Raw genomic sequence first — 24,837 nt, forward strand, 5'->3', positions numbered from 1 at the left:
GTTAATAATCGTGACGGAGACGAGAGAGCCACGCAGACATCCCATGGTACAGCACAGGGTTGGTTTGTGATGGCTTTTCTTTTTTTGCGCGATGAAAACGATCAAAATCGGAGGATCTATTGAGGAGGTTGGTTGTATGTCGCCATACGCAGCCGAATTCATAGGGACAATGATTCTTATTGCCCTAGGTGGCGGAGTGTGCGCAGGGGTGTCCCTGAAAAAGTCATTTGCTCACGCTTCCGGCTGGATTGTGATCGGAATGGGGTGGGGGCTCGCGGTAGCTATTGCGGTGTATGCGGTGGGTCAAATCAGCGGAGCGCATTTGAATCCGGCAGTTACACTCGCGTTGGCATTTCAGGGTAGTTTTCCATGGCAGGATGTTCCCGGCTATATTGTGGCCCAGCTTTTTGGGGCCATGGCGGGTGCAGTGATCGTCATTTTGCATTATTGGCCCCACTGGAAAGAGACGGAGGACGCAGCAACCAAACTCAGTGTATTTGCGACAGGACCAGCTATTGATCATCCGTTTGCCAACGTGCTTAGTGAAATGATAGGTACTTTTATCTTTGTCCTTGCCTTACTGTCGTTTGGTGCCAATTCATTTACAGACGGTCTGAAACCGCTGATTGTTGGTTTTTTGGTTGTCAGTATCGGTTTATCCCTTGGAGGTACAACGGGTTATGCCATCAATCCAGTGAGGGATTTTGGACCGCGTCTGATGCATTATGTGCTACCGATTCCCGGGAAGGGAGCATCCAACTGGGGATACGCATGGGTGCCCATTGTAGGACCGCTATTGGGGGGATCTTTCGCAGGGCCATTTTATCAGGCCATTTTTAAGGGAAGTGTAACTTCGGCTTTCTGGATTTTATTAGGGGTCATCGCGGTGGTACTTTTGATTACCTTCCGTATCAGTCGTACTTATAAAAATCATAAAATGAATCATAAGCTAACAGCGTAAAAACGATGGATTTACACGGGGAGAGATGAACATGGGAAAATATATTTTGTCACTAGACCAGGGAACGACAAGTTCAAGAGCGATTTTGTTCAATAGCGAAGGAGATGTGGTGTACTCAGCCCAGCGGGAATTTCCACAATATTTTCCTCACCCTGGCTGGGTAGAGCAGAATGCGAATGAAATCTGGAGCTCTATTCTGGGCGTTATTGCCTCCTGTCTTTCCGAATCGGGTGTAAAAGCTAACCAAATTGCTGCCATAGGCATTACCAATCAGCGTGAATCGGTGGTCGTGTGGGACAAAAATACAGGATTACCCGTGTATAACGTACTCGTATGGCAATCACGCCAAACCTCGGATATTTGCGAAGAATTGAAGCGGCAAGGGCATGAGGAGTTGTTTCACAGCAAAACAGGGTTATTGATCGACCCGTATTTTTCAGGCACTAAAGTAAAGTGGATACTGGATCATGTAGAAGGTGCGCGGGAAAAGGCGGAACGAGGCGACTTGTTCTTCGGTACGATTGACTCGTGGCTAATCTGGAAACTATCCGGTGGAAAGGCTCATGTAACAGACTACTCCAATGCGGCCAGAACGCTGATGTACAATATTTATGAGCTCAAGTGGGATGAAGAGCTGCTGGACATTCTGGGTGTTCCAAAAATCATGCTGCCTGAGGTAAGGCCCTCTTCCGAGGTATATGCGCACACCGTGGATTATCATTTTTTTGGTCAGAATGTACCGATCGCTGGTGCAGCAGGTGACCAGCAGGCAGCCTTGTTCGGTCAGGCTTGTTATGAAAAAGGAATGATCAAAAACACTTACGGCACAGGCTGCTTTATGCTGATGAATACGGGGGATCAGCCTGTTGAATCCAAGCACGGTCTGATCACGACCATCGCTTGGGGACTGGAGGAAGGCAAAGTGCAATACGCACTTGAGGGGAGTGTGTTTGTTGCGGGCTCGGCGATCCAGTGGCTGCGAGACGGGCTGCGCATGTTCCGTGAGGCGAAGGACAGTGAGCCTTATGCGGCCCGTGTTTCCTCTACAGAAGGGGTGTATCTTGTACCCGCTTTTGTCGGACTAGGCAGCCCCTACTGGGATAGCGAGGTGCGTGGAGCGATGTTCGGTCTGACGCGGGGAACCACAAAAGAGCATTTTATCCGCGCCACCTTGGAGTCGCTCGCTTATCAGACCAAGGATGTGCTTACAGCTATGGAGATTGACTCAGGTATTACGGTGAAGATGTTGCGAGTGGATGGTGGAGCTGTGTTGAACAATTTTCTGATGCAATTCCAGAGCGATATTCTGGATGCGACGGTGGAACGGCCGGTCATCCATGAGACAACAGCGCTGGGTGCCGCATGTCTGGCAGGCTTGGCGGTTGGATACTGGAAGAGTACAGATGAACTTCGTAAGCGAGTGAGGGTGGAAACTTCCTTTACCCCTACGATGGATGAAGCAACACGTGACAGCCTGTATGAAGGCTGGAAAAAGGCCGTGAATGCAACGATGGCCTATAAGTAATAGCTTAAACGAAGAGGCTCTATATATTTAAACTGTAAAAAGGTGACTTCTGAATTTCAACAGGAGTCACCCTTTTTGAGGTATATGCTATCCCTTGATCCTCGTATGGTTCCAATTTTGCCGGGCTCCGCAAGAGGTACGAATGACTAGTTCGGGCTCTACTTTAATACATTTCGTATCCATTTGTTTATTCATCAGGTCAAACAGCACCATGGCGGCTAGACGACCTATTTTTTGCTTGTCTTGTTTTACAGTCGTCAATGGAGGATCGGTATAACGACAGGCTTCAATATCATCACAGCCTACTACAGCAATATCCTCGGGTACCCTCAAGCCGCTTTCCTTAAAAGCACGGATGGCACCAAAGGCAAGCAGGTCGGTAGCCGCAAAAACAGCTCTTGGTAAATCTCCTTGCTGTATCCACGCCTTCGCGATCTGGTATCCATCCTCTGCCGCATAGTCCTTACCATACACGATCCATTCAGGTCTGAAATCAAGGCTAAACCGCTTTAGTGAAGCGATAAATGCTTCCTCTCTCTCTTTAATAACCAAGGAGGGGCGTTCAATGCCTATAAAACCCATCTCGCGGTATCCATTCATGTAAAAGTGCTCAACAACCTTCATTGAGATCTTTTGATTGTCGGACATAATGTAGCAGGAACTGGCTCCGGTTAGCTCAATATCGACACCGATGCAGGGGATAGGACTGGCGTCGAGATCGAAAACACTTTTCTCCACTTCGTCCCCAGCAATAATAATGCACCCGTCCACTGAGAAATATTTCGAGCGAGCCCAATAGTCCTCTCCATTATCCAGAAATTTTTCATTTGAAAAAAACAGCAGGTCATAACCGAGCAAGCCAATCTGCTTTTTGAAAACATTAATGATGTCCACAAAAAAAGGATGACTAAAATCGACATTCAGCTTGCCAGCGAATATAACGCCTACCAGATTGGATTTTTTGGTAGCAAGTGTTTTAGCCGAGGAGGAAGGTCTATAGCCTGTTTCCTCCATAATTTTAACTACTCGCTGCCGGGTTTCCTCACTGATATCTGTGTAATTGTTTATGATTTTCGAAACCGTCGCTACTGAAACGCCTGCCATACTAGCTATTGTTTTTATATTCATGGAATCCTCCGCAACTAAACTGATTTAGTTAAATTGACTTTGTATTTCAAATTCAATGATTACTCGTATTCTATGCTACCTCATAGATGGGAGTCAACAGAGTTAATAAAGGATTTATCCTAATATTTTAAGGAGTAACAACGATAATTTAACGGTGATTATATTTTTTTGATATTTCATAATTCTCTATTTACAAATACAGGTTATTCGATACATAATAGTAGCTGTAATTAACTAAACCGCTTTCGTAAAAGTGAATGCATTTACCGCTGGTTATTTTGCATATTTTCCTCCAACGCTTTATTGTCGGCGGTGTAATGGCCGGAGCTGTGAAGTCTTTATTTCTGAAAGGAAGGTACCGAGTATGAGTGAGAATATCTTTGTATTTCCTGATACGTTTATGTGGGGAACTTCAACCTCTTCCTATCAAATTGAAGGTGGCACAAAAGAGGGCGGTAGAACGCCCTCCATTTGGGATACTTTCTGTCAAATTCCCGGGAAGGTGATCGAAGGGGATTGTGGAGATGTGGCTTGTGACCATTTTCACCGCTTTAAAGAAGACGTGCAATTAATGAAACAGCTTGGTTTTTTACATTATCGTTTTTCTGTGGCTTGGCCGCGCATTATGCCCGCGCCCGGCGTGGTCAACGAACAAGGGCTGCTCTTCTATGAGCATCTGCTGGATGAGCTTGAGTCGGCCGGGCTAATTCCAATGCTGACTCTGTATCACTGGGATTTACCGCAGTGGATTGAGGACGAAGGTGGATGGACGCAGCGAGAGATTATCCAACATTTTAAAACGTATGCCTCTGTAATCATGGACCGATTTGGCCAGCGAATTAACTGGTGGAATACGATAAACGAGCCTTATTGCGCTTCTATTTTGGGATATGGTACAGGGGAGCATGCCCCTGGGCATGAGAACTGGAAAGAAGCCTTTACTGCCGCCCATCATATTTTGATGTGTCATGGGATTGCGATCAATTTGCACAAGGAAAAAGGATTAACAGGTAAAATTGGCATTACGCTAAACATGGAACATGTGGATGCCGCTTCCGAGCGACCCGAGGACATAGCTGCTGCCGCCAGAAGGGATGGCTTTATTAATCGTTGGTTTGCTGAGCCATTGTTTAACGGAAAGTATCCTGAAGATATGGTGGAATGGTACGGAACGTATCTGAATGGATTGGATTTTGTACAGCCTGGTGATCTGGAGCTGATTCAGCAGCCGGGAGATTTTGTAGGCATTAACTATTATACCCGCAGTATCATTCGAGCAACTAACGACGCCTCATTGCTGCAAGTAGAGCAGGTTCACATGGAGGAGCCAGTAACAGACATGGGATGGGAGATTCACCCTGAATCCTTTTATAAGCTGCTGACGCGGATTGAGAAGGATTTTAGCAAGGGCTTACCCATTCTGATTACGGAAAATGGAGCAGCGATGAAGGATGAACTGGTGAATGGACAGATTGAAGATACCGGGCGTCAGCGCTATATTGAAGAGCATTTAAAGGCGTGTCATCGCTTTATCCGGGAGGGAGGTCAGCTCAAGGGCTATTTTGTCTGGTCTTTCTTTGATAACTTTGAATGGGCCTGGGGATATAGCAAGCGTTTTGGTATTGTACATATCAATTATGAGACGCAGGAACGGACCCCCAAACAAAGTGCGCTGTGGTTCAAGCAAATGATGGAGAAGAACGGGTTTTAAACAGAAAACCAGGTGCAAGTTAGCGATAGCTTCAATTTATGTAGGCCGTCATGCTGTAAAACAGAGCATAACGGCTTTTTAATTTTATAAATCCTTGCGTCAGGTAGGGGATCTATGCAGAAATATCTTGCAAATCCAATATAACAGGGCAGTGGTCACTGCCTGTAATATGGCAATCAATACTCGCATCCATTAATAGCGGACGAAGCCTCTCTGAGACGAGGAAGTAATCAATCCGCCAGCCGATATTCCGTTCCCTCACCTTTGGCATGTAGGACCACCAGGAATAAACATCTGTCCGATCAGGATAAAAATATCTGAAGGTATCTATAAATCCGGCGTTGAGGAGCTGTGACATGCGGTCTCGTTCCTCGGGTGTGAAGCCAGCATTACCGTAGTTGGCTTTGGCATTTTTAAGGTCGATCTCCTGATGAGCCACGTTCAAGTCTCCGCAAATGATGACAGGCTTCTGAGCGTCTAGTTGTTGCAGATAGCTGCGAAAACGGTCTTCCCATTCCAGTCTATATGGCAATCGCGATAAGTCTCGTTTCGTATTTGGTGTGTACACATTGACGAGGTAAAATTTTTCGAATTCTAGTGTAATAGTTCGACCCTCTGGCTCTTCATTTTCTTCAAGTCCATAATGCACAGAGAGCGGCTTGATTTTGGTGAAAATAGCTGTGCCGGAGTACCCTTTTTTCTCAGCGTAATTCCAGTATTGAGCGTATTCCTCCATGTTCTCCATGAGGATTTGTCCTTCTTGAAGCTTCGTTTCCTGTACGCAAAAAATATCAGCATTCGTTTCTTTTAGATAAGTATAAAATCCTTTGGTTACACAGGCTCTTAAGCCATTTACATTCCAAGATATTAATTTCATTTGATTAAACTCCTTACTACTCTACGCAGTCAAGCGGTGTAATGGTATACCCTCGATAAAAGGCTGTCCCAGACAAGCGCTCAAACAGCGCTGCGGAAACAGCCTTTTCTACATTAAAATAGGTTGTAATACGATGCTAGGCTTCAACATCCACAGTGGGTCCTATTTCGCTGGAAAATAAAAAAAGCTTCCTAAATAGGAAGCTTCGGCTATACGTCCCAGGAGGGATTCGAACCCCCGACCGACGGCTTAGAAGGCCGTTGCTCTATCCAGCTGAGCTACTGGGACATAAAATTCAAGCGAATATTAATATATCATATGGATGAAAAAGATACAAGTCTTATTTTGCATATATCGCTTATTTGGGCTCTACACCACATAAATTCAGAATACACATCGTTTTTTTTGCCTTATAAAAGGGTATGTTAGAATACAGGTGAATATGTTGAAGACGAGTGGTTGAACTTCGGCTGCTGTTTCTCATATAATCTACAAATACTTTAGCTTGCGGAGGAGAGGGGGTGCCTTGAAAATAAAGGACTCCAAGGTGACGACAAAAGAAAATAATATCGTATTGTTTCCGAAGACACTGGACTACTATCAAATTCAACTTACGGTGATGCTTGAGAACGAACGTTACGGAGAGGCGATGGGGATGCTGCGTTTTTTGATGCAGTGTCAGGGACAGGAGCAGAAACAATACGATGAATGGAACGCTCTGTTACAATGGCTGGAAGCTGCATTTCCACAGTACGCTGACAGCGGGACGGCAACGGACAATGTGGAAGAAGACGAAGTCAGTGAAGTTGAGTTGGCTCGCCGTCATGCACGCTTTAAGCAGGAACAGGATGCAGGCTACGGTAACAAGCTTTTGCAGATGGCTATGGATCAACCGTTATCCGAACAGACGATTCTAGCTTTGGAACAGCTATCCTACTTGGAACTGCCGGAGATCGACGATGCCTTGCTTCGCTGGATTACTGAACGGGAAATCCATCCTCTTCTCCAATTCCGTGTTCTACAGACAATGAGACGCCGTGGAATAGAAGGGACGATAGAAATCAGACGGGGTGATGAAAAGACGGAAATCGATATTGAAACGGTTCCGTTACAGCCCGATGAGTTTCCAGAGGCGATTATGCGTATTTTGGAACGGGTAGCTGACCAGACTGAAGTGCATGAGCCTACACTATTCTATTTTGCACAGGAGCTATGGTCACAGTTTGTGATGGCAGTGTACGGTACGAAAGATTATAGATCAATGTTGGTGGAAGAGGACGGGATGCCGGATATTTGGGCAGCAGCACTCCATCAGACCGTTTCGGAAAGTTTGAACGGGAACAATAATGAGGAAGAAACCCGCGCTATATATGGCATTACAGATGCACTACGCTTCCGTTTTGAGCAAGCGTATCGGTCGATGCGATTATTCGTCGCGGCGGGAATGAACACTCCTTAATGACCGGAAACGTTTACCTGTTAAAGCATTCAAGGGCTGCTCTTGAAAAAGACAGTAATGTTAGATATACTATAGTGGTTATTTTGTGTGCGTTGATTGTAATGAAAACTAAGTGAAGATTTTGTTGGAGGGGAAAGCATAAAATGAAAGCAACTTGGGAGAAAATAGAGAAGAACCTTGGGGTTCTTGAAGTTGAGGTAGACGCGGATCGTGTAGCCGCTGCACTCGACAAAGCTTTTAATAAAGTGGTTAAACAAGTAAGTGTACCAGGATTCCGTAAAGGTAAAGTACCACGTCCTATCTTTGAAAAACGTTATGGTATTGAAAGTCTGTACCAGGATGCAATTGACTTCCTGTTGCCAGAAGCATACAGCCAAGCTGTAGAGCAAACAGACATCTTCCCAGTAGATAGCCCTGATGTTGAAATTGATCAATTTGCTAAAGGCGAATCTTTCAAATTCAAAGCAAAAGTTACGGTTAAACCTGAAGTAACTTTGGGCGATTACAAAGGCGTAGAAGTGCCTGTAAGCAAAAACGAAGTAAGCGACGAAGAACTGGCTCAAGAGCTGGAGCGCCTGCAACAACGTCATGCTGAATTGGTTGTCGTTGATGAAGATGCTGCTCAATCTGGCGATACAGCTATCATTGACTTCGACGGTTCCGTAGACGGCGTACAATTCGAAGGTGGACAAGCTGAGAAGTATTCTCTGGAACTGGGTTCCAATACCTTCATCCCTGGCTTTGAAGACCAAGTGATTGGTTTGCACACTGGTGATTCCAAGGACGTTGAAGTAACATTCCCTGAGAACTACCATTCTGCTGACCTCGCTGGTAAACAAGCTGTATTCAAAGTAAAAATTCATGAACTGAAACGCAAAGTTCTTCCTGAATTGGACGATGAATTTGCTAAAGATGTAAGTGAATTTGACACACTTGCTGAATTCAAGGAAGACTTGAAAAAGCAATTGCTGGAGCGCAAAGAAAACGAAGCTAAAGCAGCTCGTGAGGGCGCTGTAGTGGAGAAAGTTGCTGAAAATGCAACAATCGACATTCCTGAAGCAATGGTCAAGAGTGAAGTGCAAAACATGGTTCGCGATTTCGACAACCGTCTGCGCAGCCAAGGCATGAACCTTGAAATGTTCCTCGGCTTCTCCGGTCAAAGCAAAGAAGACCTGGAAGAGCAAATGAAAGCAGATGCTGAGAAGCGCGTACGCAACAACCTCGTGCTGGAGCAAGTGGCTAAAGCAGAAAACATCGAAGTTTCCGAAGCGGAAATTAATGAAGAACTGCAAAACATGGCTGACACTTACAAACGTTCTGTAGAAGAGATCCGCAGCATTCTGGAAAGTAACGGCTCGTTCGCTAACTTGAAAGAAGAGATCTCCCTGCGCAAAACAATCGCTTTGCTGGTGGAAAACAGCAAAGAAGTTGAAGCGCCAGCTGCAGCTGCTGAGTAATTTAAACGATAAAATATACGGTGTAGGCTATAACAGGCTGCAACGTAGTAATTAGATAAGGATAAGGCACGTAGTGAAAGTTACGTGCCTTATTTTTACCTTAGACAACCCAAATTTTAGTCGTTTATGGAAAGCGCTGTGAATGGTGTTTTCTGTTTTACATAAGTCACTACCGTACATTTGCACATACATACGAAACATGGTTAAATATGAGAAGGTCTCGGCAGGGTGTCTGTACATAGCCTGCACTTCATATATGAGCAGGCAAATATGACACGAGACTCTGAACATGTTAAAATATTTTGTAAGGTGTTCACGTTTCATGATTGCCGCTTCCGTTTTAATGGGACATAAGGAAGCGGATGAATACAGGTGTTCATTTTAATAAAGAAAAGAGGTTGGTCGTGATGAGTCTCGTCCCTATGGTTGTGGAACAAACGAATCGAGGAGAACGATCTTACGATATTTACTCGCGGTTGCTTAAGGATCGCATCATTTTCCTAAGTGGCCCGATTGATGACGATGTCGCCAATCTCGTCATTGCACAGCTATTGTTCCTTTCTGCGGAAGACCCGGAGAAGGACATTAATTTGTACATTAACTCGCCAGGCGGTTCTGTTACTGCAGGCATGGGTATATATGATACAATGCAATTCATTAAGCCGGATGTATCGACGATTTGTGTAGGTATGGCTGCTAGTATGGGTTCTTTATTGCTCACAGCTGGTGCACCAGGCAAAAGATATGCACTTACCAATAGTGAAGTTATGATCCACCAGCCGCTCGGCGGCATTCAGGGGCAAGCCTCCGACATGCTGATTCATGCGGACTGGATTATCAAAACACGTGCCAAGCTGAATCAAATCTATGTGGAGCGTACAGGTCAGCCCCTCGAAAAAATCGAACGTGATACTGACCGGGATTTCTTCATGGAAGCGGAAGAGGCAAAAGCATACGGTATCATTGACCAGGTGCTGTCTAAACCGATTAATCTGTAAAGGGGTGGCTCTATGTTTAAATTTAATGATGAAAAAGGACAATTAAAATGTTCTTTCTGCGGTAAATCTCAGGATCAGGTTCGCAAGCTTGTTGCCGGACCGGGCGTATATATATGTGATGAATGCATCGAGTTGTGCACGGAAATTGTGGAGGAAGAATTGGGTCATGAAGAAGAAGTAGATCTGAAAGACATTCCAAAACCAATGCAAATCCGTGAAATTCTGGACCAATATGTTATTGGTCAGGATCAAGCGAAAAAATCATTGTCTGTTGCGGTATATAATCACTACAAACGTATTAATACACAAAACAAAATTGATGATGTGGAACTGCAAAAAAGTAACATTTTGATGCTTGGACCTACAGGTTCGGGTAAAACGTTGCTTGCGCAAACCATGGCTAAAATTTTGAACGTCCCATTTGCTATCGCAGATGCCACTTCCCTTACGGAAGCGGGTTATGTGGGTGAAGACGTTGAAAACATTTTGCTGAAACTGATTCAAGCTGCCGATTATGATGTAGAAAAAGCAGAACGCGGCATTATCTACATTGACGAAATTGATAAAGTAGCTCGTAAATCTGAAAACCCGTCCATTACGCGTGACGTATCGGGTGAAGGTGTACAGCAAGCATTGCTTAAGATTTTGGAAGGCACGGTTGCTTCTGTACCTCCGCAAGGCGGTCGCAAGCATCCACATCAAGAATTCATTCAAATTGATACTACGAATATCCTGTTCATTTGTGGCGGTGCCTTTGATGGTCTGGAGCAAATGATCAAACGTCGTATCGGTAAGAAGGTCATCGGCTTTAACGCGACTAGTGAACAAAAAGATCTGAAACCAGGCGAATATACCTCCATGGTATTGCCTGAGGATCTGTTGAAGTTCGGTCTGATTCCGGAATTCGTAGGACGTTTGCCAGTCATTTCGACGCTGGAACCACTTGATGAGAAGACATTGGTTCGTATTTTGTCTGAACCGAAAAATGCATTGACCAAGCAATACCAGAAGATGCTGGAACTGGACAATGTGCAGCTGGAGTTTAAACAAGATGCTCTGGAAGCCATTGCTCGTGAGGCGATCAAGCGTAACACGGGTGCTCGTGGCCTTCGCGCAATTATTGAAGGTATTATGCTTGACGTTATGTACGAAGTTCCTTCCCGTGATGATGTGACGACTTGCGTCATCAACGAGCAGGTAGTAAAAGACAAAATTGCACCGGAACTCGGTGGTACAGATAAGGATAAAAAACAAGAAGAGAGCGCCTAAGGATTGATACTTCGCGATCTCTACAACATGAGAAGCCAGATCTCCACTTCACGAAACCTGTATGAGGTTTTATGGGGTGGAGGTTTGGCGTTAATGGGAGAGAAAAGTATATGTTCTTAAGACAAGACACACGTCCCGTTCAAGTCGGGAATCTGACGATTGGCGGCAGCAATGAAGTCATCATCCAAAGCATGTGCACAACCAAGACGGCAGATGTGGAAGCTACAGTAGCCGAGATTCTTCGTTTGGAAGAAGCCGGATGTCAGATAGTGCGGGTTACCGTCAACAATGAGGAAGCTGCCGCAGCTATTAAAGAAATTAAGAAGCGGATTCATATTCCGCTGGTTGCAGACATTCACTTTAATCACAAGCTGGCTCTACTGGCAATTGAAAATGGAATTGACAAGGTTCGCATTAACCCAGGCAACATTGGACGACGTGAAAAAGTGGAAGCTGTCGTTAAGGCATGTAAAGAAAAGGGGATTCCGATTCGGATTGGTGTTAACGCCGGATCATTGGAACAGCATTTACTGGATAAGTATGGCTACCCTACGCCAGAAGCGATGGTAGAAAGTGCACTGTACCATATCGGGATACTGGAAGAGCTTGATTTCCATGATATTATCGTATCACTGAAGGCTTCTGACGTTCCAATGGCGATTGCCGCTTACTCGAAGGCAGCTGAAATTATTAAGTATCCCCTCCATTTGGGCATCACCGAAGCCGGTACACTCTTTACTGGAACGGTTAAAAGCGCGGCAGGTATGGGAGCTCTGTTGGCAGCAGGTATCGGGTCCACCATGCGTATTTCGCTAAGTGCCGATCCGGTAGAAGAAGTGAAGGTAGCACGGGAGTTGCTCAAAACGTTTGGGTTGATCACGAACGCAGCTACATTGATTTCTTGTCCGACTTGTGGGCGTCTGGATATTGATCTGTTCTCTATTGCGAACGAGGTAGAGGATTACATTGCAAAACTCAAGGTGCCGATTAAAGTATCTGTACTAGGGTGTGCAGTTAACGGCCCGGGTGAAGCGAAGGAAGCTGATATCGGAATTGCCGGAGCACGCGGAGAAGGTTTATTGTTCCGTTATGGAAAGATGATTCGCAAAGTCCCTGAGGCTGAAATGGTTGACGAATTGAAAAAAGAAATTGATATCATCGTCAAAGCTTATGAGGAAACAGGTAAAATACCCGGGCGTGAAGAGCGTCACACTGCCGAGAAAGTGTAGGCATAAGCGGTTATTTTAAAATAGGTATAATCATAAACTATTGTCATTGTTTAAACACCGTGGAGAGCAGCTCTGCTACAGAACTGTTCTTCGCGGTGTTTTTGTATTTCTCTCTGATCTTTTGAAAGACAGCCGTTTAGCTCTCGTGGAAAAGGAAATACTGTCTTTCATAGAACAGCATTTTCAAATTGCTGAGATGAGAAACGGAGGGAATACGATGGACTTGACTATGATATTGTTATTGGTGCAAATGTTTTTCGGGATTGTTATTGGTCTGTATTTCTGGAACCTTCTACGGAGCCAGAAAACGAACCGTAGTGCGGTGGATCGGGAATCTCGGAAGGAATTGGATAAGTTGCGCAAATTGCGCTCTATTTCACTTACTAAGCCGCTAGCTGAACGCACACGGCCTGCCACGTTACAGGATATCGTCGGTCAGAAGGACGGGCTGCGTGCGCTCAAGGCGGCGTTATGCAGTGCGAATCCGCAGCATGTCATTATTTATGGCCCCCCTGGTGTAGGGAAAACGGCTGCCGCACGTGTGGTGCTGGAAGAGGCCAAGAAGAATCAGTCCTCCCCGTTCAAAGGGGATGCTAAATTCACGGAAATTGATGCCACAACGGCCCGTTTTGACGAGCGTGGTATTGCGGACCCGTTAATTGGTTCAGTTCATGATCCAATCTACCAAGGGGCAGGAGCGATGGGTGTAGCAGGTATCCCTCAACCTAAACCCGGAGCTGTAACGAAGGCTCATGGAGGGATGTTGTTCATTGATGAGATTGGCGAGCTGCATCCAACGCAGATGAATAAGCTGTTGAAAGTGCTGGAGGATCGAAAGGTATTTTTGGAAAGTGCATATTACAATTCAGAAGATTCGCATACGCCTGCTTACATTCACGATATTTTCCAAAACGGTTTGCCGGCGGATTTCCGTTTGGTAGGTGCGACGACCCGTTCGCCGCACGAGCTGCCACCTGCTATTCGATCCCGGTGTATGGAAATTTATTTCCGTGCCCTGCAGCCGCAGGAGATTGCTCGTATTGCTGAAGATGCTGTACACAAGCTAGGCTTTGGCCCTTGTCCAGAGGCAGTAGAGGTTGTACAGCGTTACGCGACCAACGGCCGGGAGGCAGTCAATATGATCCAGCTTGCTGCTGGTTTGGCACTTACCGAGAAAAGGGAACGACTCGATGCTTCGGACGTGGAATGGGTAGCGGGTAGCAGCCAAATTCAACCCCGTCCTGATCGGAAAATACCGGGCTTGCCGCAAATCGGATTCGTTAACGGATTAGCCGTATACGGTCCGAACATGGGGATGCTGCTGGAAATTGAAGTTACTGCGGTTCCGGTTCCCGAAGGAAAGGGAAGCTATAATATTACGGGCGTTGTGGATGAAGAAGAGATCGGAGGTAACTCCCGAACACTGCGTCGTAAGAGCATGGCTAAAGGCTCTGTGGAAAATGTTCTGACTGTTTTGCGTACGCTCGGTTTATCCCCCTCCAATTACGATCTGCATATCAATTTTCCTGGGGGGACACCAGTAGATGGTCCGTCGGCAGGGATTGCAATGGCAACAGCTATTGCCTCCGCGATGCGAGGAATTCCGGTGGATCATGAAATTGCCATGACTGGCGAGATTAGCATCCATGGCCGAGTCAAGCCGATTGGCGGCGTATTAGCCAAGGTCGAAGCTGCTTTTCAGGCTGGAGCCAAAAAAGTGATCATTCCGCAGGACAACTGGCAAGCTCTTTTTGATAGCATTGAAGGTCTAAAAGTCATCCCTGTACAGTCGGTGACCGAAGTGTTCCGTCATGTGTTCGGAGAAGAGATGACGACGGATGCGCCTGTACATGCGCCAATTGAGACTTTTCGCCCATCCCAGTCCTCCTTGTTACAGGCGGATGGAACGCATAATGGGACGATTTCAGATACAGGATCTTGCTAATGAACTAGTCTTTCATTGGTTTTTTTATAAAACATTTGATAAAATATGAAAGATAGCAACGTGAGGATTGTAAAATCCGGAACCTGAGAATCACTGGAGGTGCGAAAGCGATGGGACCCACCAAGACAAAAGGTCGTCGTTTTCCTTTGCTGCCTTTAAGAGGACTTCTGGTTTACCCGAGCATGGTTCTGCATCTCGATGTGGGCCGGGAAAAATCGGTCAAGGCTTTGGAAAAAGCGATGGTTGAAGACAATTTGATTCTCCTGTGTTCTCAATCAGAAGTTAATATTGAAGAACCCACACAAGAGGATATTTTTCGAGTCGGCACGGTAGCCAAAGTACGCCAAATGCTCAAGCTTCCCAACGGAACCATTCGAGTATTGGTGGAAGGGCTGGAACGTGCTGAGATTATTCAATATACGGACAATGAAGAATATTACGAGGTAATGGCGAAGGAACTGCACGAGGCAGAAAATGTACAGCCTGAAACGGATGCGCTTATGCGCACTGTATTAACTCAGTTCGAGCATTATATCAATTTGTCCAAAAAGGTAACACCGGAGACTCTCGCTGCGGTATCTGATATTGAGGAGCCAGGACGCCTGGCTGATGTGATCACAAGCCATTTGACGCTCAAAATTAAGGAAAAGCAGGATATATTGGAGACGATCGACGTAACTCAGCGTCTGGAGAAGCTTCTAGATATTTTGAACAATGAGCGTGAAGTGCTGGAGTTGGAACGTAAAATCAACCAGCGTGTGAAGAAACAGATGGAAAAGACGCAGAAGGAGTATTATCTGCGTGAACAAATGAAGGCGATTCAGAAGGAACTTGGTGAGAAGGAAGGTCGCGCAGGAGAAGTTGAAGAACTACGCAACCAGCTAAGTGAACGAGAGTTTCCGGTTCCGGTGAAGGAGAAGGTCGAAAAGGAAATTGACCGTCTGGAAAAAATGCCGGCAAGCTCTGCCGAGGGTGGTGTCATCCGCAATTACGTCGATTGGCTGTTAAGCTTGCCGTGGAACAAGTTCACCGATGATGATCTTGATATTGTCAAAGCAGAAGAAATACTCGATAACGACCATTACGGGCTGGATAAGCCCAAGGAGCGGGTGTTGGAGTATTTGGCCGTGCGCAAACTGGTGAAGACCATTAAGGGACCCATTCTGTGTCTCGTAGGTCCGCCAGGAGTCGGCAAGACCTCGCTGGCTCGCTCGATTGCCAAATCCATGGGTCGGGAATTTGTCCGCATCTCTCTCGGAGGTGTGCGGGATGAAGCGGAAATCCGTGGTCACCGCCGGACTTATGTTGGCGCGATGCCGGGTCGGATTATTCAGGGAATGAAGACCGCAGGAACATCTAATCCAGTCTTTTTGCTGGATGAGATTGATAAAATGGCCTCCGACTTCCGGGGCGATCCATCGGCGGCATTGCTCGAAGTGCTCGATCCTGAACAAAACAACACGTTCAGTGACCATTTTGTTGAGTTGCCGTTTGATCTGTCCAACGTGATGTTTGTAACGACAGCCAATGCTGCGCATAATATCCCGCGTCCGCTGATGGATCGTATGGAGACGCTCTATATTCCCGGCTACACCGAACTGGAGAAGTTGGAAATCGCCAATCGGTATCTCCTGCCCAAGCAGAAGAGAGAGCATGGCTTGGGAGAGGAACAGTTGGTTATTGGGGAGGATACGCTGCTGCGAGTCATTCGTGAATATACCCGTGAATCTGGTGTGCGTAATCTTGAACAGCAAATGGCTTCTCTATGTCGCAAGGCGGCGAAGTCAGTTGTATCCGGTGGCGAAGGGCCGATTGAAATCACACCGGATAATTTGAAAGATTATTTGGGTATCGCCAAATTCCGTTACGGTGTAGCAGAACTGGAGGATCAGATCGGTACGGTTACAGGCTTGGCGTGGACAGAGGTCGGTGGTGAAACACTGATGATTGAAGTGACGGTCGTGCCTGGGAGCGGGAAACTGATTCTTACGGGTAAACTAGGAGACGTCATGAAAGAATCCGCGCAGGCGGCATTCAGCTACACTCGTTCCAAAGCAGTCGATCTGGGCATTGAATTGGATTTCTATGAGAAAAATGATATCCATATTCATATTCCTGAGGGAGCAATTCCGAAGGATGGCCCATCTGCCGGAATCACGATTGCTACCGCATTAATTTCGGCTTTGACCAACCGTCATGTATCCAAGGATGTAGCGATGACGGGCGAAATTACCCTGCGCGGTCGCGTATTGCCGATTGGTGGTTTGAAAGAAAAATCGCTGGCTGCCCATCGGGCAGGCTACAAAAAAATTCTGCTTCCCAAAGATAATGAACGGGATTTGAAGGATATTCCCGACAGTATCCGGCAGGATGTTGAATTTGTCCCCGTTGCCCATATGGATCAGGTGTTAAAGCATGCTTTGGTTGAGCAGGCAAGGGTACATTAGAGAGGAATTAAAGACACAATGAAAGTAACAAAAGCAGAATTTATAATAAGTGCGGTTGGTCCGGATCAGTTTCCTGTGGACGCTTTGCCAGAGATTGCTCTGGCGGGGCGCTCCAATGTTGGAAAATCATCACTGATTAATCGGATGATTAACCGTAAAAATTTGGCGCGTACCAGTTCTACGCCGGGTAAAACTCAGCAACTCAATTATTACCGGATTAATGATGAGCTCTATTTTGTCGATTTTCCCGGTTACGGTTATGCTAAGGTATCCAAAACGTCCCGCAAGGCTTGGGGACAAATGATTGAGTCTTATTTGCTGGAACGTGAGCCACTCAAGCTGGTGCTACAAATGGTAGATTTGCGCCACCCACCGTCCAAGGATGATATCATGATGTACGACTGGTTGCGCCATAACGGGCTTCCTGTCTGTGTTGTAGGTACAAAAGCAGATAAAATCCCTAAAACACGTCGAGAAAAGCACTATAAGGTAATCAAGCAGGAACTTGGAATACTTCCCGGGGGTTTGTTTATCCCCTTTTCATCCGAAGAAGGCATGGGCAAGGAAGAGCTGTGGTCGGTCATCTCCAGTTATATCGAGAATGACGACGATGAGCAGACGGAATTGTAAGGTTAGGGGCGTCCTTAAGGACGCCTTTTTTTTATGATGTTGGATTCAAAAACATTAAACTTACTAAAAAGGTAGGAATAATATATAATAAACAAAGGAAATAGTGGGATTTAAGCATAAAAGTGAGCATATGGAGGATAATACAGCTGCGATTCCGGTATTTTCCGTTTATTTTCGATGAATGGCGGATATTTATGATTTGATACGCAAGAAAGCGCAACAGGACTGATGTATAATAAAGTATAAAGCTTACACTAAAGGTTCAGGAAAGAATTGAGGAGATTGGTATGGCACAGCGGTTAGCCACAGAGTATGTAAAAACCACTTTGACCTTGTTAGAAACCCAAATGGACGAATTTTTGCAGGCAGTGGATGATCCCCAGGTGCATTACCGCATTAAAGTTCTGGATAACGGAAGACAGGAAATCGTTCTAGAGCATATTGCGGGTGAGGAAGTTCATTTATTTTTTGAAGCCAAAGAGGGAGCGTTTGTTTGTGAATTAACTTGCCGCTTAGTTCATCCACAGCTAACTCTGTTTATACGCCAACTATTTGTTCGCTTTAAGGGTGAAGGCATTGTTTACCGCATGTATCAAGGATTCACTATGGTGTATTTTTATAATGAAGGTGCGGTCCGCAAAATTATGGAAAAGAATGCGGAAGGCTCTAGGCTGGTGTTTGAATATAGAAATACAGTGCAAGAACTGCAACAGCTTTTTCAACATCAGAACGTCGAAAATGAAATAGCAGATATATACAACCTCATTAATTCGTTACTTGACGAGCGGAATTTGGCGCGTACTTTCTCTGAGCTGGAACAGATTGACGATAAGCTTCGGATGAGTTGCTCCAAATTATTTGCACTGGAAGCTTAAAAGGCTGAATATATGGAATGAATTGTTATACAGTGTAGTCCCTTTCTTTGCCGAAAGGGGCTTTTTTATTCCAAAAAAATGATTGCATTTGCTGCACATAGATGTTATTTTTAATCTCGTTGAAAATGAATATAGGAACCAGGATTCACTCAGGACATTGAATGTTGCGAGAGGTTATCCCTCGAGAAGTGAATGACGTAGGTCCTAGCGGATGAAATTTTTTTCAAACATTTTATTCCTAGGAAGGGGGAACCGAAAGATGGAATTGGAATACTCAACTTTCGGAAGACACGTTGCCGTAGATACTTGGGGTGTTGAGTTTGAATTACTGAATGATGCGCAGTTTCTGGAGGCTCAATTAGTTGAAGCTGCTGAAGCTTGCGGAGCAACGGTGATGTCCGTTCAATCCAAGCAATTCGAACCACAGGGAGCTACCGTGCTTGTACTGTTGTCGGTGAGTCATCTCTCTATTCATACGTATCCTGAGAGAGGGTTTGCCGCTATTGATTGCTATACTTGCGGTGAGACTGTTGATCCGCAGCTGGCTATTGATTACCTGGTATCCGTTCTAAAACCGAAAAAAACATATGCGAAGAAGCTAATTCGCGGCTTGGGAGAACTTCAGGTGGAATCACCGAAGTGCAAGTTAGCTGAGTTGGTATAAATCTTTTTTTATGGAGCCTTTTGTGCGTCCTATATTATAACCATGGAACAATTCCATGGTTATTTGTTTTAAAAGTAGTTCAAACTAAACTAAATCATACAGAACGTGCTGGATGTTTATGAAAGCTATCCAATTTTCATAAACAATTCATAAAACAGCCGAAGGGGATTCGGACTTCTGTGATATAATTAACATAGTTTATGATAACAATGAGTATTCTTATTACAGTTTAGGCAGGTGAATTTTACAATGCACATCGTCGTTGTTGGGTTGAATTATCGTACGGCGCCTGTGGAAGTCAGAGAACGGTTTACATTTGCAGAACAGGATTTGCCAAAAGCGCTGGAGCAACTCAAACTTACCAAAAGTGTGTTGGAGGGCGTAGTTGTCGCAACCTGCAATCGGACTGAAATATATGTTGTGGTCGACCGCCTTCACATGTGCGGTTATTTTATACGCAGTTTTATGGAGCAATGGTTTGGTATTCCTCGTGATCAGTTTACACAACATTTATATATATATGAAGACGAGCAGGCAATTCGGCATTTGTTCCGTGTGACTTGTGGTCTGGATTCCATGGTCATCGGAGAAACACAAATTTTGGGTCAGGTAAAGAATGCTTTTCTCCAGGCTCAATCTCAGAAAATTACAGCAACGTGGTTTAATATGCTATTTAAGCAGGCCGTCACATTGGGCAAGCGTGCCCATTCGGAGACGTCTATTGGAGAAAGTGCCGTATCTGTTAGCTATGCAGCCGTTGAGCTGGGCAAACGGATTTTCGGGATGTTTACGGATAAAAAGGTATTAATCCTCGGTGCTGGTAAAATGAGTGAGCTTACCGTTAAGCATTTGTACAGCGGCGGAGCTGCCGAGGTTATTGTAGCAAATCGAACTTTGTCCCGCGCCGAGGATCTGGCCTCCAAGTTTAATGGAACACCAGTTACGATGGAGGAAGGCATGAATCGGTTGTCGGATGTGGATATTGTGATTAGCTCGACTGGTGCTCAGGGGTATATTCTGGATCGCAACCGTGTCGAAGCCAGTATGAAACGTCGTCAGTCTCGTCCTTTGTTTATGATTGATATCGCGGTTCCGCGCGATTTGGATCCGGCTATTGGCGAATTGCAGAATGTTTTCCTATATGATATTGATGATCTGGAAGGGATCGTGGAGAGCAACCTGGAAATGCGTCGTACTGAAGCTGCAAAAATCGAGCATATGATCGAAGATGAGCTTAGCGAGTTTTATCAATGGTTGAAAACGATGGGAGTGCGCCCGGTGATTCGTGCATTACAGGAAAAAGCGGAGTCTATACATCAGGATACGCTGGAAAGCTTGTATAACAAGCTTCCCGAGCTGGATGAACGGCAGCGTAAAGTGATAAGCCGCTTGACGAAAAGTATGCTGAATCAGATGATGCATGATCCGATCAATCGGGTTAAGGAACTGGCTGTCCAAAAGCAGGGAAATGAGGCGCTAGACATGTTTAGCCACATTTTTGCTCTGGAGGATCGTTTGGAGGACGCTGCTCAGAAAGTAGATAAAAGCGATGCATCTGCGTTGATAAAACCGGAGGCTGGTGTTCATGGAAAAACCGGTCAGGCTCAGGCTTTGCCAGCGTCGTTTGCGCCGGCCAGCCTGTAAAGGTGGGTGAACAGACATGGCCTCAGGCATGCTTATATATGATTCAATGATTTATGTTTTTGCCCTGAGCCTTCTGTTTGTATTTTCGGATGGAATTCGTCGCAATGCGAATGCTAAACGGACAGGTACAGGGCTTCTTCTTGTCGTTGTAGTGCTCCAACTTGTTTTTATGGGAATGAGAACCTGGAATGAAGGGCATCTTCCCATTTTCGTGACCTACGACTTTCTGTTTCTGTTCTCATTTATTCTGGTGCTGATTTCTTTGTTTCTGTCACGTTATCAGCGATCGGAATTTGCGGTATTGCTGCTTAATATCATTAGCTTTGCTGTTCTTGTGCTCAACAATATCTGGATGGAGCCGATCGACAACCCGCTTGGAAATTGGCATACCGTACATGGGCTGCTTCTGATTCATATTGCGCTGGCTAATCTTGGATTTGTCGCAATGACGGTAGCAGCTGTATTTTCGGGATTGTATCTGTTTTTGCATCGTAAATTGAAAGTAAAGAAATGGAATGACACGATCAAGCGCCTGCCGAGTCTGGAAATGATGGATCGGTATACACATATGGCGCTGTTAATTGGTACTCCTTTGCTGGGAGTTTCTATTGTCGTGGCTGTCATTTCTATTATTGCCGAGGAACGTTGGCGTCTTTTACTAGATACCAAAGTGCTGATGACAGCGATTGCCTTATGCGTGTATATTGTATTTTTAGTGAGCAAAAGATTGAACCAGCGTTCAGGCCTTGTCATGGCAAAGTGGTCTTTGGTTGGCTACACGCTACTAATTCTTAATTTTTTGCTGAATTCCTGGTCTGTATTTCATCAGTGGACGGGAGAGTGAAAAGCCACTTGCAGCATTTTGTCCCGATTTCGTTGAATTGTAACAATAAGCTCTGTTGTGTTGTAGGCGGCGGCAGGATTGCGGAACGAAAGGTTAAGGGGATGATGGAAAGTGGGGCGTCCATTACCGTCATTAGCCCGAATATAACGCCGGATTTACAGGTTCTGGCCGATCACAAGCAGCTCCACTGGGTAAATCGCGTATATCGCGAGGGTGACCTCCAGGGAGCCTTTCTTGTATATGCCGCTACGAACCAGAGAGAAGTGAATAATAAGGTTGCGCATGAGGCCAGACAAAGGGGTATACTGGTAAATGTGGCGGATCGCTCGGAAGAGGGAGATTTTATAACGCCGGGTACCATCCGACGAGGGAGACTGACGATTAGTATTTCCACAGAAGGGGCAGGCCCCGCTGTGACCGCTGATATTAGATCAGCCTTGGATAAGTTGTTCGGTAGCGAATATGAGCCTTATCTGGATTTCATGCACGATATGCGACAGATCATCAAACGCAAGATAAGTTCCCCACAGCAAAGGACCAAACTATTAAGACGCTTGGCGAGTAGCGGAATTTTGGAACAAATACGACGTCATGAATTTATGGCTTGGACCGAAAAAGAAATAGATCTATGGATTGCGCAAAATCAGGAGGAATAACATGCGAACAATTGTGGTAGGCAGCAGACAGAGCGCTCTGGCGTTAACTCAGACCGGGCATGTCATTGAGGATTTGAATGCGCTGTGCGCGGAGCATGGATTGGATTTGCAATTTGTCATCAAAAAAATCCTGACCAAGGGTGACCGGATATTGGATGTAACCTTGTCCAAAGTGGGTGGCAAAGGGCTTTTTGTCAAAGAGATTGAACAGGCCATGCTGGCTGGTGAAATTGATATGGCAGTACATAGTATGAAGGATATGCCGTCCGATTTGCCGGAGGGTCTTGTCAATGGCGCTGTACCGCGCCGTGAGGACCCACGCGATTGCCTAATCACATTGGGCGCCAAGCGTCTGGAGGATTTGCCTCCAGGAGCCAAGGTGGGCACAAGCAGCTTGCGCAGAGCCAGTCAAATCAAGTCCATGCGTCCTGATCTACAATTGGAGCCAGTACGTGGCAATATTGATTCCCGTCTGAAAAAGCTGGAGACGGAAGGTTTTGACGCCATCATTTTGGCAGCAGCAGGCTTGCACCGGATGGGCTGGAAAGACCGAATTACGTCCTATATACCAGAGGAGGCATGTTTGCCGGCAGTGGGACAGGGAGCGCTCGGTATTGAATGCCGTGCGAGCGATGAAGAGCTGTTGGCATTGCTGCGTCTCTACAACCACCAGGATACCTCGGCTACGGTTGAGGCAGAACGAACTTTTTTGGGTGTGTTAAATGGGGGATGCCAAGTGCCAATCGGCGCTCATGCAGTCTGGGCTGGTCAAGAAATCAGCCTCACAGGGATGGTAGGCTCGCCAGATGGCGAGGTTATTTTGAAGGAAACGCTCCAGGGAAATGATCCGCAGAAGCTGGGAGAAGCGGTGGCGGCCAGTTTGATAGCCAAAGGAGCGGAACAGATTCTGGCGCAGGTGAGGGGATAATGGAATGGTGGGAAAGGTATATTTAGTAGGTGCAGGACCCGGAGATGCAAGATTAATTACGGTTAAGGGTTGGGAGTGCATTCAACTGGGCGATGTCATTGTGTATGACAGACTGGCAAGCCCTCGCCTCTTGGGGCTGATGAAGCCAGGGGCCCAAAAAATATATGTCGGCAAGCTGCCAGATCGTCACACCATGAAGCAAGAGGAAATTAATCAGCTGCTGGTAGATTTAGCTTTGGAAGGAAAGACAGTCGTCCGGCTCAAAGGGGGAGATCCCACTATTTTTGGCCGAGTTGGCGAGGAAGCCGGGCTGCTGCGTAAACACGGCATTTCCTATGAAATCATACCTGGTATCACATCAGCTATCAGCGTGCCTGCCTATGCAGGCATTCCCGTTACACATCGGGATATGGCTTCGTCGCTGTCTATTATTACAGGTCATGAAAGTCCGGATAAACTCGATAAAAGTATTCATTGGGATAAAGTAACGAACGCAACGGGGACACTGATCTTTATGATGGGTGTAGCGAAGATCGGCTATATCAGTGATCAGCTGATAAAGCACGGTAAGCCGTCCGATACTCCAGTTGCATTGATCCGTTGGGGGACCCGCGCCGAGCAAGATACGCTAGTGGGCACGCTGGCGGATATTGAAGCTAAGGTGAAGGCAGCGAATTTCCAACCGCCCGCAGTCATCGTTGTCGGAGAAGTGGTCAATCAGCGTGAACAGTTAAAATGGGCAGAGGATATGCCTTTGTTCGGGAAGCGAATTTTGGTTACTCGCGCACGCGCGCAGGCCAGCAGTCTGGTTCACCGGATTGAGGAGCTTGGAGGCGAACCTTATGAGTTCCCAGTTATCCAGACCGTCGTCCCTTCGGACGAGCAGGCAAAACAGAAAATCAAAGAGGCGTTTGCGCGGCTTCCTGAATATGACTGGGTGTTTTTTACCAGCGTTAACGGAGTGGAGTACTTTTTCAGTCACTTAAAGGAACAGGGCAAGGATGTACGTGCGCTATACAAAGCTCGTATTGCCGCGGTCGGACCAGCTACAGCAGACGCGCTTCGGGCGCACGGAATTGTAGCAGAACAGATCGAAGGTCCTTTTCAGGCGGAGGGTTTGCTTGAAGCGTTTGAGCAAGATTTGCAAGCAGGGCAAAACGTATTTCTTCCAAGAGGTGATCTCGCTCGCTCCTGGCTGCCAGATCAGCTGAGGGAGATGGGACTTCGTGTGACCGAGGCTGATTTGTATCAAACGGTGCTGGCGGCCAACACACAGGATGATGAACTGCTCAAGCTGCTGGAGGAGCGTGCCATTCATGCGATTACTTTTACCAGTTCCTCAACCGTAACCTTTTTCCTGGAAGCCCTCAGACAAATGGGGATCAGTGATCCAGTCTCGCTGCTGGAGGGAGTTACGATCGCTGTGATCGGTCCCTTGACTGGTGAGACAGCAACCCAAGCTGGCTTGACTGTCAGTTTGATGTCAGAGAAGGCGACCATTGAAAGTCTAATTCAATCGCTATGTGACTGGAAACAATCAAGTACGGTTATGACATTATAAATTTTAATTTTTACAAATGAATGTATAAA

20 protein-coding genes and 1 tRNA gene are annotated in these 24,837 nt (G+C 46.0%); 18 read left to right on the forward strand and 3 right to left on the reverse strand.

Going from position 1 to position 24,837, the window contains the following annotated elements; genetic code table 11:
• Positions 1-136 precede the first annotated feature (136 nt).
• Positions 137-961 (forward strand): MIP/aquaporin family protein, encoded by an 825-nt coding sequence (locus tag C0638_RS13910; protein ID WP_058712317.1) that lies wholly within the window; start codon positions 137-139, stop codon positions 959-961.
• Positions 962-992: 31 nt separating this feature from the next.
• A complete protein-coding gene (gene glpK / locus C0638_RS13915) occupies positions 993-2,486 on the forward strand; it encodes a glycerol kinase GlpK (protein WP_025678479.1) in 1,494 nt (497 codons plus the stop codon).
• 87 nt (positions 2,487-2,573) lie between these two features.
• Here the strand turns inward: glpK and C0638_RS13920 are convergent, their stop codons facing one another.
• Complete coding sequence (locus C0638_RS13920) at positions 2,574-3,614, reverse strand: LacI family DNA-binding transcriptional regulator (RefSeq protein WP_102163567.1); 1,041 nt, start codon at positions 3,612-3,614, stop codon at positions 2,574-2,576.
• A gap of 364 nt (positions 3,615-3,978) precedes the next feature.
• On the opposite strand from C0638_RS13920, the gene C0638_RS13925 reads away from it, so the two are divergent.
• Positions 3,979-5,325 carry a GH1 family beta-glucosidase gene (locus C0638_RS13925; protein ID WP_058712256.1) on the forward strand — a complete coding sequence of 449 codons (1,347 nt, stop codon included), beginning with the start codon at positions 3,979-3,981 and terminating at the stop codon, positions 5,323-5,325.
• A gap of 112 nt (positions 5,326-5,437) precedes the next feature.
• On the opposite strand, the gene C0638_RS13930 is transcribed toward C0638_RS13925, so the two are convergent.
• The gene (locus C0638_RS13930) at positions 5,438-6,202 is read right to left on the reverse strand and encodes an exodeoxyribonuclease III (protein ID WP_025678474.1); all 765 of its coding nucleotides are present in this window, start codon (positions 6,200-6,202) and stop codon (positions 5,438-5,440) included.
• A 214-nt stretch (positions 6,203-6,416) separates the two neighbouring features.
• A tRNA-Arg gene (locus C0638_RS13935) sits at positions 6,417-6,490 on the reverse strand.
• 238 nt (positions 6,491-6,728) lie between these two features.
• Between C0638_RS13935 and C0638_RS13940 the strand changes: the two genes are divergently transcribed.
• The 15 genes from C0638_RS13940 (at position 6,729) to cobA (ending at position 24,808) form a co-directional block, all read left to right on the forward strand.
• Complete coding sequence (locus C0638_RS13940) at positions 6,729-7,661, forward strand: hypothetical protein (protein ID WP_058712257.1); 933 nt, start codon at positions 6,729-6,731, stop codon at positions 7,659-7,661.
• A 143-nt stretch (positions 7,662-7,804) separates the two neighbouring features.
• The gene (tig, locus tag C0638_RS13945; protein ID WP_058712258.1) at positions 7,805-9,118 is read left to right on the forward strand and encodes a trigger factor; all 1,314 of its coding nucleotides are present in this window, start codon (positions 7,805-7,807) and stop codon (positions 9,116-9,118) included.
• Positions 9,119-9,525: 407 nt separating this feature from the next.
• Positions 9,526-10,116 carry an ATP-dependent Clp endopeptidase proteolytic subunit ClpP gene (gene clpP / locus C0638_RS13950; RefSeq protein ID WP_016324659.1) on the forward strand — a complete coding sequence of 197 codons (591 nt, stop codon included), beginning with the start codon at positions 9,526-9,528 and terminating at the stop codon, positions 10,114-10,116.
• A 12-nt stretch (positions 10,117-10,128) separates the two neighbouring features.
• Positions 10,129-11,385: an ATP-dependent protease ATP-binding subunit ClpX gene (clpX, locus tag C0638_RS13955; protein WP_013372695.1), complete on the forward strand. Its 1,257-nt coding sequence runs from the start codon at positions 10,129-10,131 to the stop codon at positions 11,383-11,385.
• A gap of 110 nt (positions 11,386-11,495) precedes the next feature.
• Positions 11,496-12,614, forward strand: coding sequence for a flavodoxin-dependent (E)-4-hydroxy-3-methylbut-2-enyl-diphosphate synthase (ispG, locus tag C0638_RS13960; protein WP_058712259.1), 1,119 nt, complete (start codon positions 11,496-11,498; stop codon positions 12,612-12,614).
• A 217-nt stretch (positions 12,615-12,831) separates the two neighbouring features.
• Complete coding sequence (lonB, locus tag C0638_RS13965) at positions 12,832-14,559, forward strand: ATP-dependent protease LonB (protein ID WP_016324658.1); 1,728 nt, start codon at positions 12,832-12,834, stop codon at positions 14,557-14,559.
• A 110-nt stretch (positions 14,560-14,669) separates the two neighbouring features.
• Positions 14,670-17,006: an endopeptidase La gene (gene lon / locus C0638_RS13970; RefSeq protein WP_058712260.1), complete on the forward strand. Its 2,337-nt coding sequence runs from the start codon at positions 14,670-14,672 to the stop codon at positions 17,004-17,006.
• 18 nt (positions 17,007-17,024) lie between these two features.
• Positions 17,025-17,636, forward strand: a complete 612-nt coding sequence (gene yihA / locus C0638_RS13975; RefSeq protein WP_058712261.1) for a ribosome biogenesis GTP-binding protein YihA/YsxC — start codon at positions 17,025-17,027, stop codon at positions 17,634-17,636.
• Positions 17,637-17,923: 287 nt separating this feature from the next.
• On the forward strand, positions 17,924-18,511 hold the full coding sequence (locus C0638_RS13980; protein ID WP_058712262.1) for a hypothetical protein: 588 nt from the start codon (positions 17,924-17,926) through the stop codon (positions 18,509-18,511).
• Between the two features lie 265 nt (positions 18,512-18,776).
• Entirely contained in the window at positions 18,777-19,175 is a 399-nt protein-coding gene (gene speD, locus C0638_RS13985) for an adenosylmethionine decarboxylase (RefSeq protein ID WP_058712275.1), read from the forward strand.
• A gap of 249 nt (positions 19,176-19,424) precedes the next feature.
• Positions 19,425-20,819 (forward strand): glutamyl-tRNA reductase, encoded by a 1,395-nt coding sequence (hemA, locus tag C0638_RS13990; RefSeq protein WP_058712263.1) that lies wholly within the window; start codon positions 19,425-19,427, stop codon positions 20,817-20,819.
• A gap of 16 nt (positions 20,820-20,835) precedes the next feature.
• Positions 20,836-21,663, forward strand: coding sequence for a cytochrome c biogenesis protein CcsA (gene ccsA, locus C0638_RS13995; RefSeq protein WP_013372687.1), 828 nt, complete (start codon positions 20,836-20,838; stop codon positions 21,661-21,663).
• An 8-nt stretch (positions 21,664-21,671) separates the two neighbouring features.
• Positions 21,672-22,319: a precorrin-2 dehydrogenase/sirohydrochlorin ferrochelatase family protein gene (locus C0638_RS14000; protein ID WP_058712264.1), complete on the forward strand. Its 648-nt coding sequence runs from the start codon at positions 21,672-21,674 to the stop codon at positions 22,317-22,319.
• 1 nt (position 22,320) lies between these two features.
• On the forward strand, positions 22,321-23,247 hold the full coding sequence (hemC, locus tag C0638_RS14005) for a hydroxymethylbilane synthase (protein WP_058712265.1): 927 nt from the start codon (positions 22,321-22,323) through the stop codon (positions 23,245-23,247).
• A 4-nt stretch (positions 23,248-23,251) separates the two neighbouring features.
• Complete coding sequence (gene cobA / locus C0638_RS14010; protein WP_058712266.1) at positions 23,252-24,808, forward strand: uroporphyrinogen-III C-methyltransferase; 1,557 nt, start codon at positions 23,252-23,254, stop codon at positions 24,806-24,808.
• Positions 24,809-24,837: the final 29 nt, after the last annotated feature.

The organism is Paenibacillus sp. lzh-N1, from assembly GCF_002872435.1.
Classification (GTDB): domain Bacteria; phylum Bacillota; class Bacilli; order Paenibacillales; family Paenibacillaceae; genus Paenibacillus; species Paenibacillus polymyxa_C.

Coding starts and splice junctions, on each gene's coding strand:
- C0638_RS13910 (WP_058712317.1), top strand. CDS start 137: ATGTCGCCATACGCAGCCGAATTCATAGGGACAATGATTCTTATTGCC.
- glpK (WP_025678479.1), top strand. CDS start 993: ATGGGAAAATATATTTTGTCACTAGACCAGGGAACGACAAGTTCAAGA.
- C0638_RS13920 (WP_102163567.1), bottom strand. CDS start 3,614: ATGAATATAAAAACAATAGCTAGTATGGCAGGCGTTTCAGTAGCGACG.
- C0638_RS13925 (WP_058712256.1), top strand. CDS start 3,979: ATGAGTGAGAATATCTTTGTATTTCCTGATACGTTTATGTGGGGAACT.
- C0638_RS13930 (WP_025678474.1), bottom strand. CDS start 6,202: ATGAAATTAATATCTTGGAATGTAAATGGCTTAAGAGCCTGTGTAACC.
- tig (WP_058712258.1), top strand. CDS start 7,805: ATGAAAGCAACTTGGGAGAAAATAGAGAAGAACCTTGGGGTTCTTGAA.
- clpP (WP_016324659.1), top strand. CDS start 9,526: ATGAGTCTCGTCCCTATGGTTGTGGAACAAACGAATCGAGGAGAACGA.
- clpX (WP_013372695.1), top strand. CDS start 10,129: ATGTTTAAATTTAATGATGAAAAAGGACAATTAAAATGTTCTTTCTGC.
- ispG (WP_058712259.1), top strand. CDS start 11,496: ATGTTCTTAAGACAAGACACACGTCCCGTTCAAGTCGGGAATCTGACG.
- lonB (WP_016324658.1), top strand. CDS start 12,832: ATGGACTTGACTATGATATTGTTATTGGTGCAAATGTTTTTCGGGATT.
- lon (WP_058712260.1), top strand. CDS start 14,670: ATGGGACCCACCAAGACAAAAGGTCGTCGTTTTCCTTTGCTGCCTTTA.
- yihA (WP_058712261.1), top strand. CDS start 17,025: ATGAAAGTAACAAAAGCAGAATTTATAATAAGTGCGGTTGGTCCGGAT.
- C0638_RS13980 (WP_058712262.1), top strand. CDS start 17,924: ATGGCACAGCGGTTAGCCACAGAGTATGTAAAAACCACTTTGACCTTG.
- hemA (WP_058712263.1), top strand. CDS start 19,425: ATGCACATCGTCGTTGTTGGGTTGAATTATCGTACGGCGCCTGTGGAA.
- ccsA (WP_013372687.1), top strand. CDS start 20,836: ATGGCCTCAGGCATGCTTATATATGATTCAATGATTTATGTTTTTGCC.
- hemC (WP_058712265.1), top strand. CDS start 22,321: ATGCGAACAATTGTGGTAGGCAGCAGACAGAGCGCTCTGGCGTTAACT.
- cobA (WP_058712266.1), top strand. CDS start 23,252: ATGGTGGGAAAGGTATATTTAGTAGGTGCAGGACCCGGAGATGCAAGA.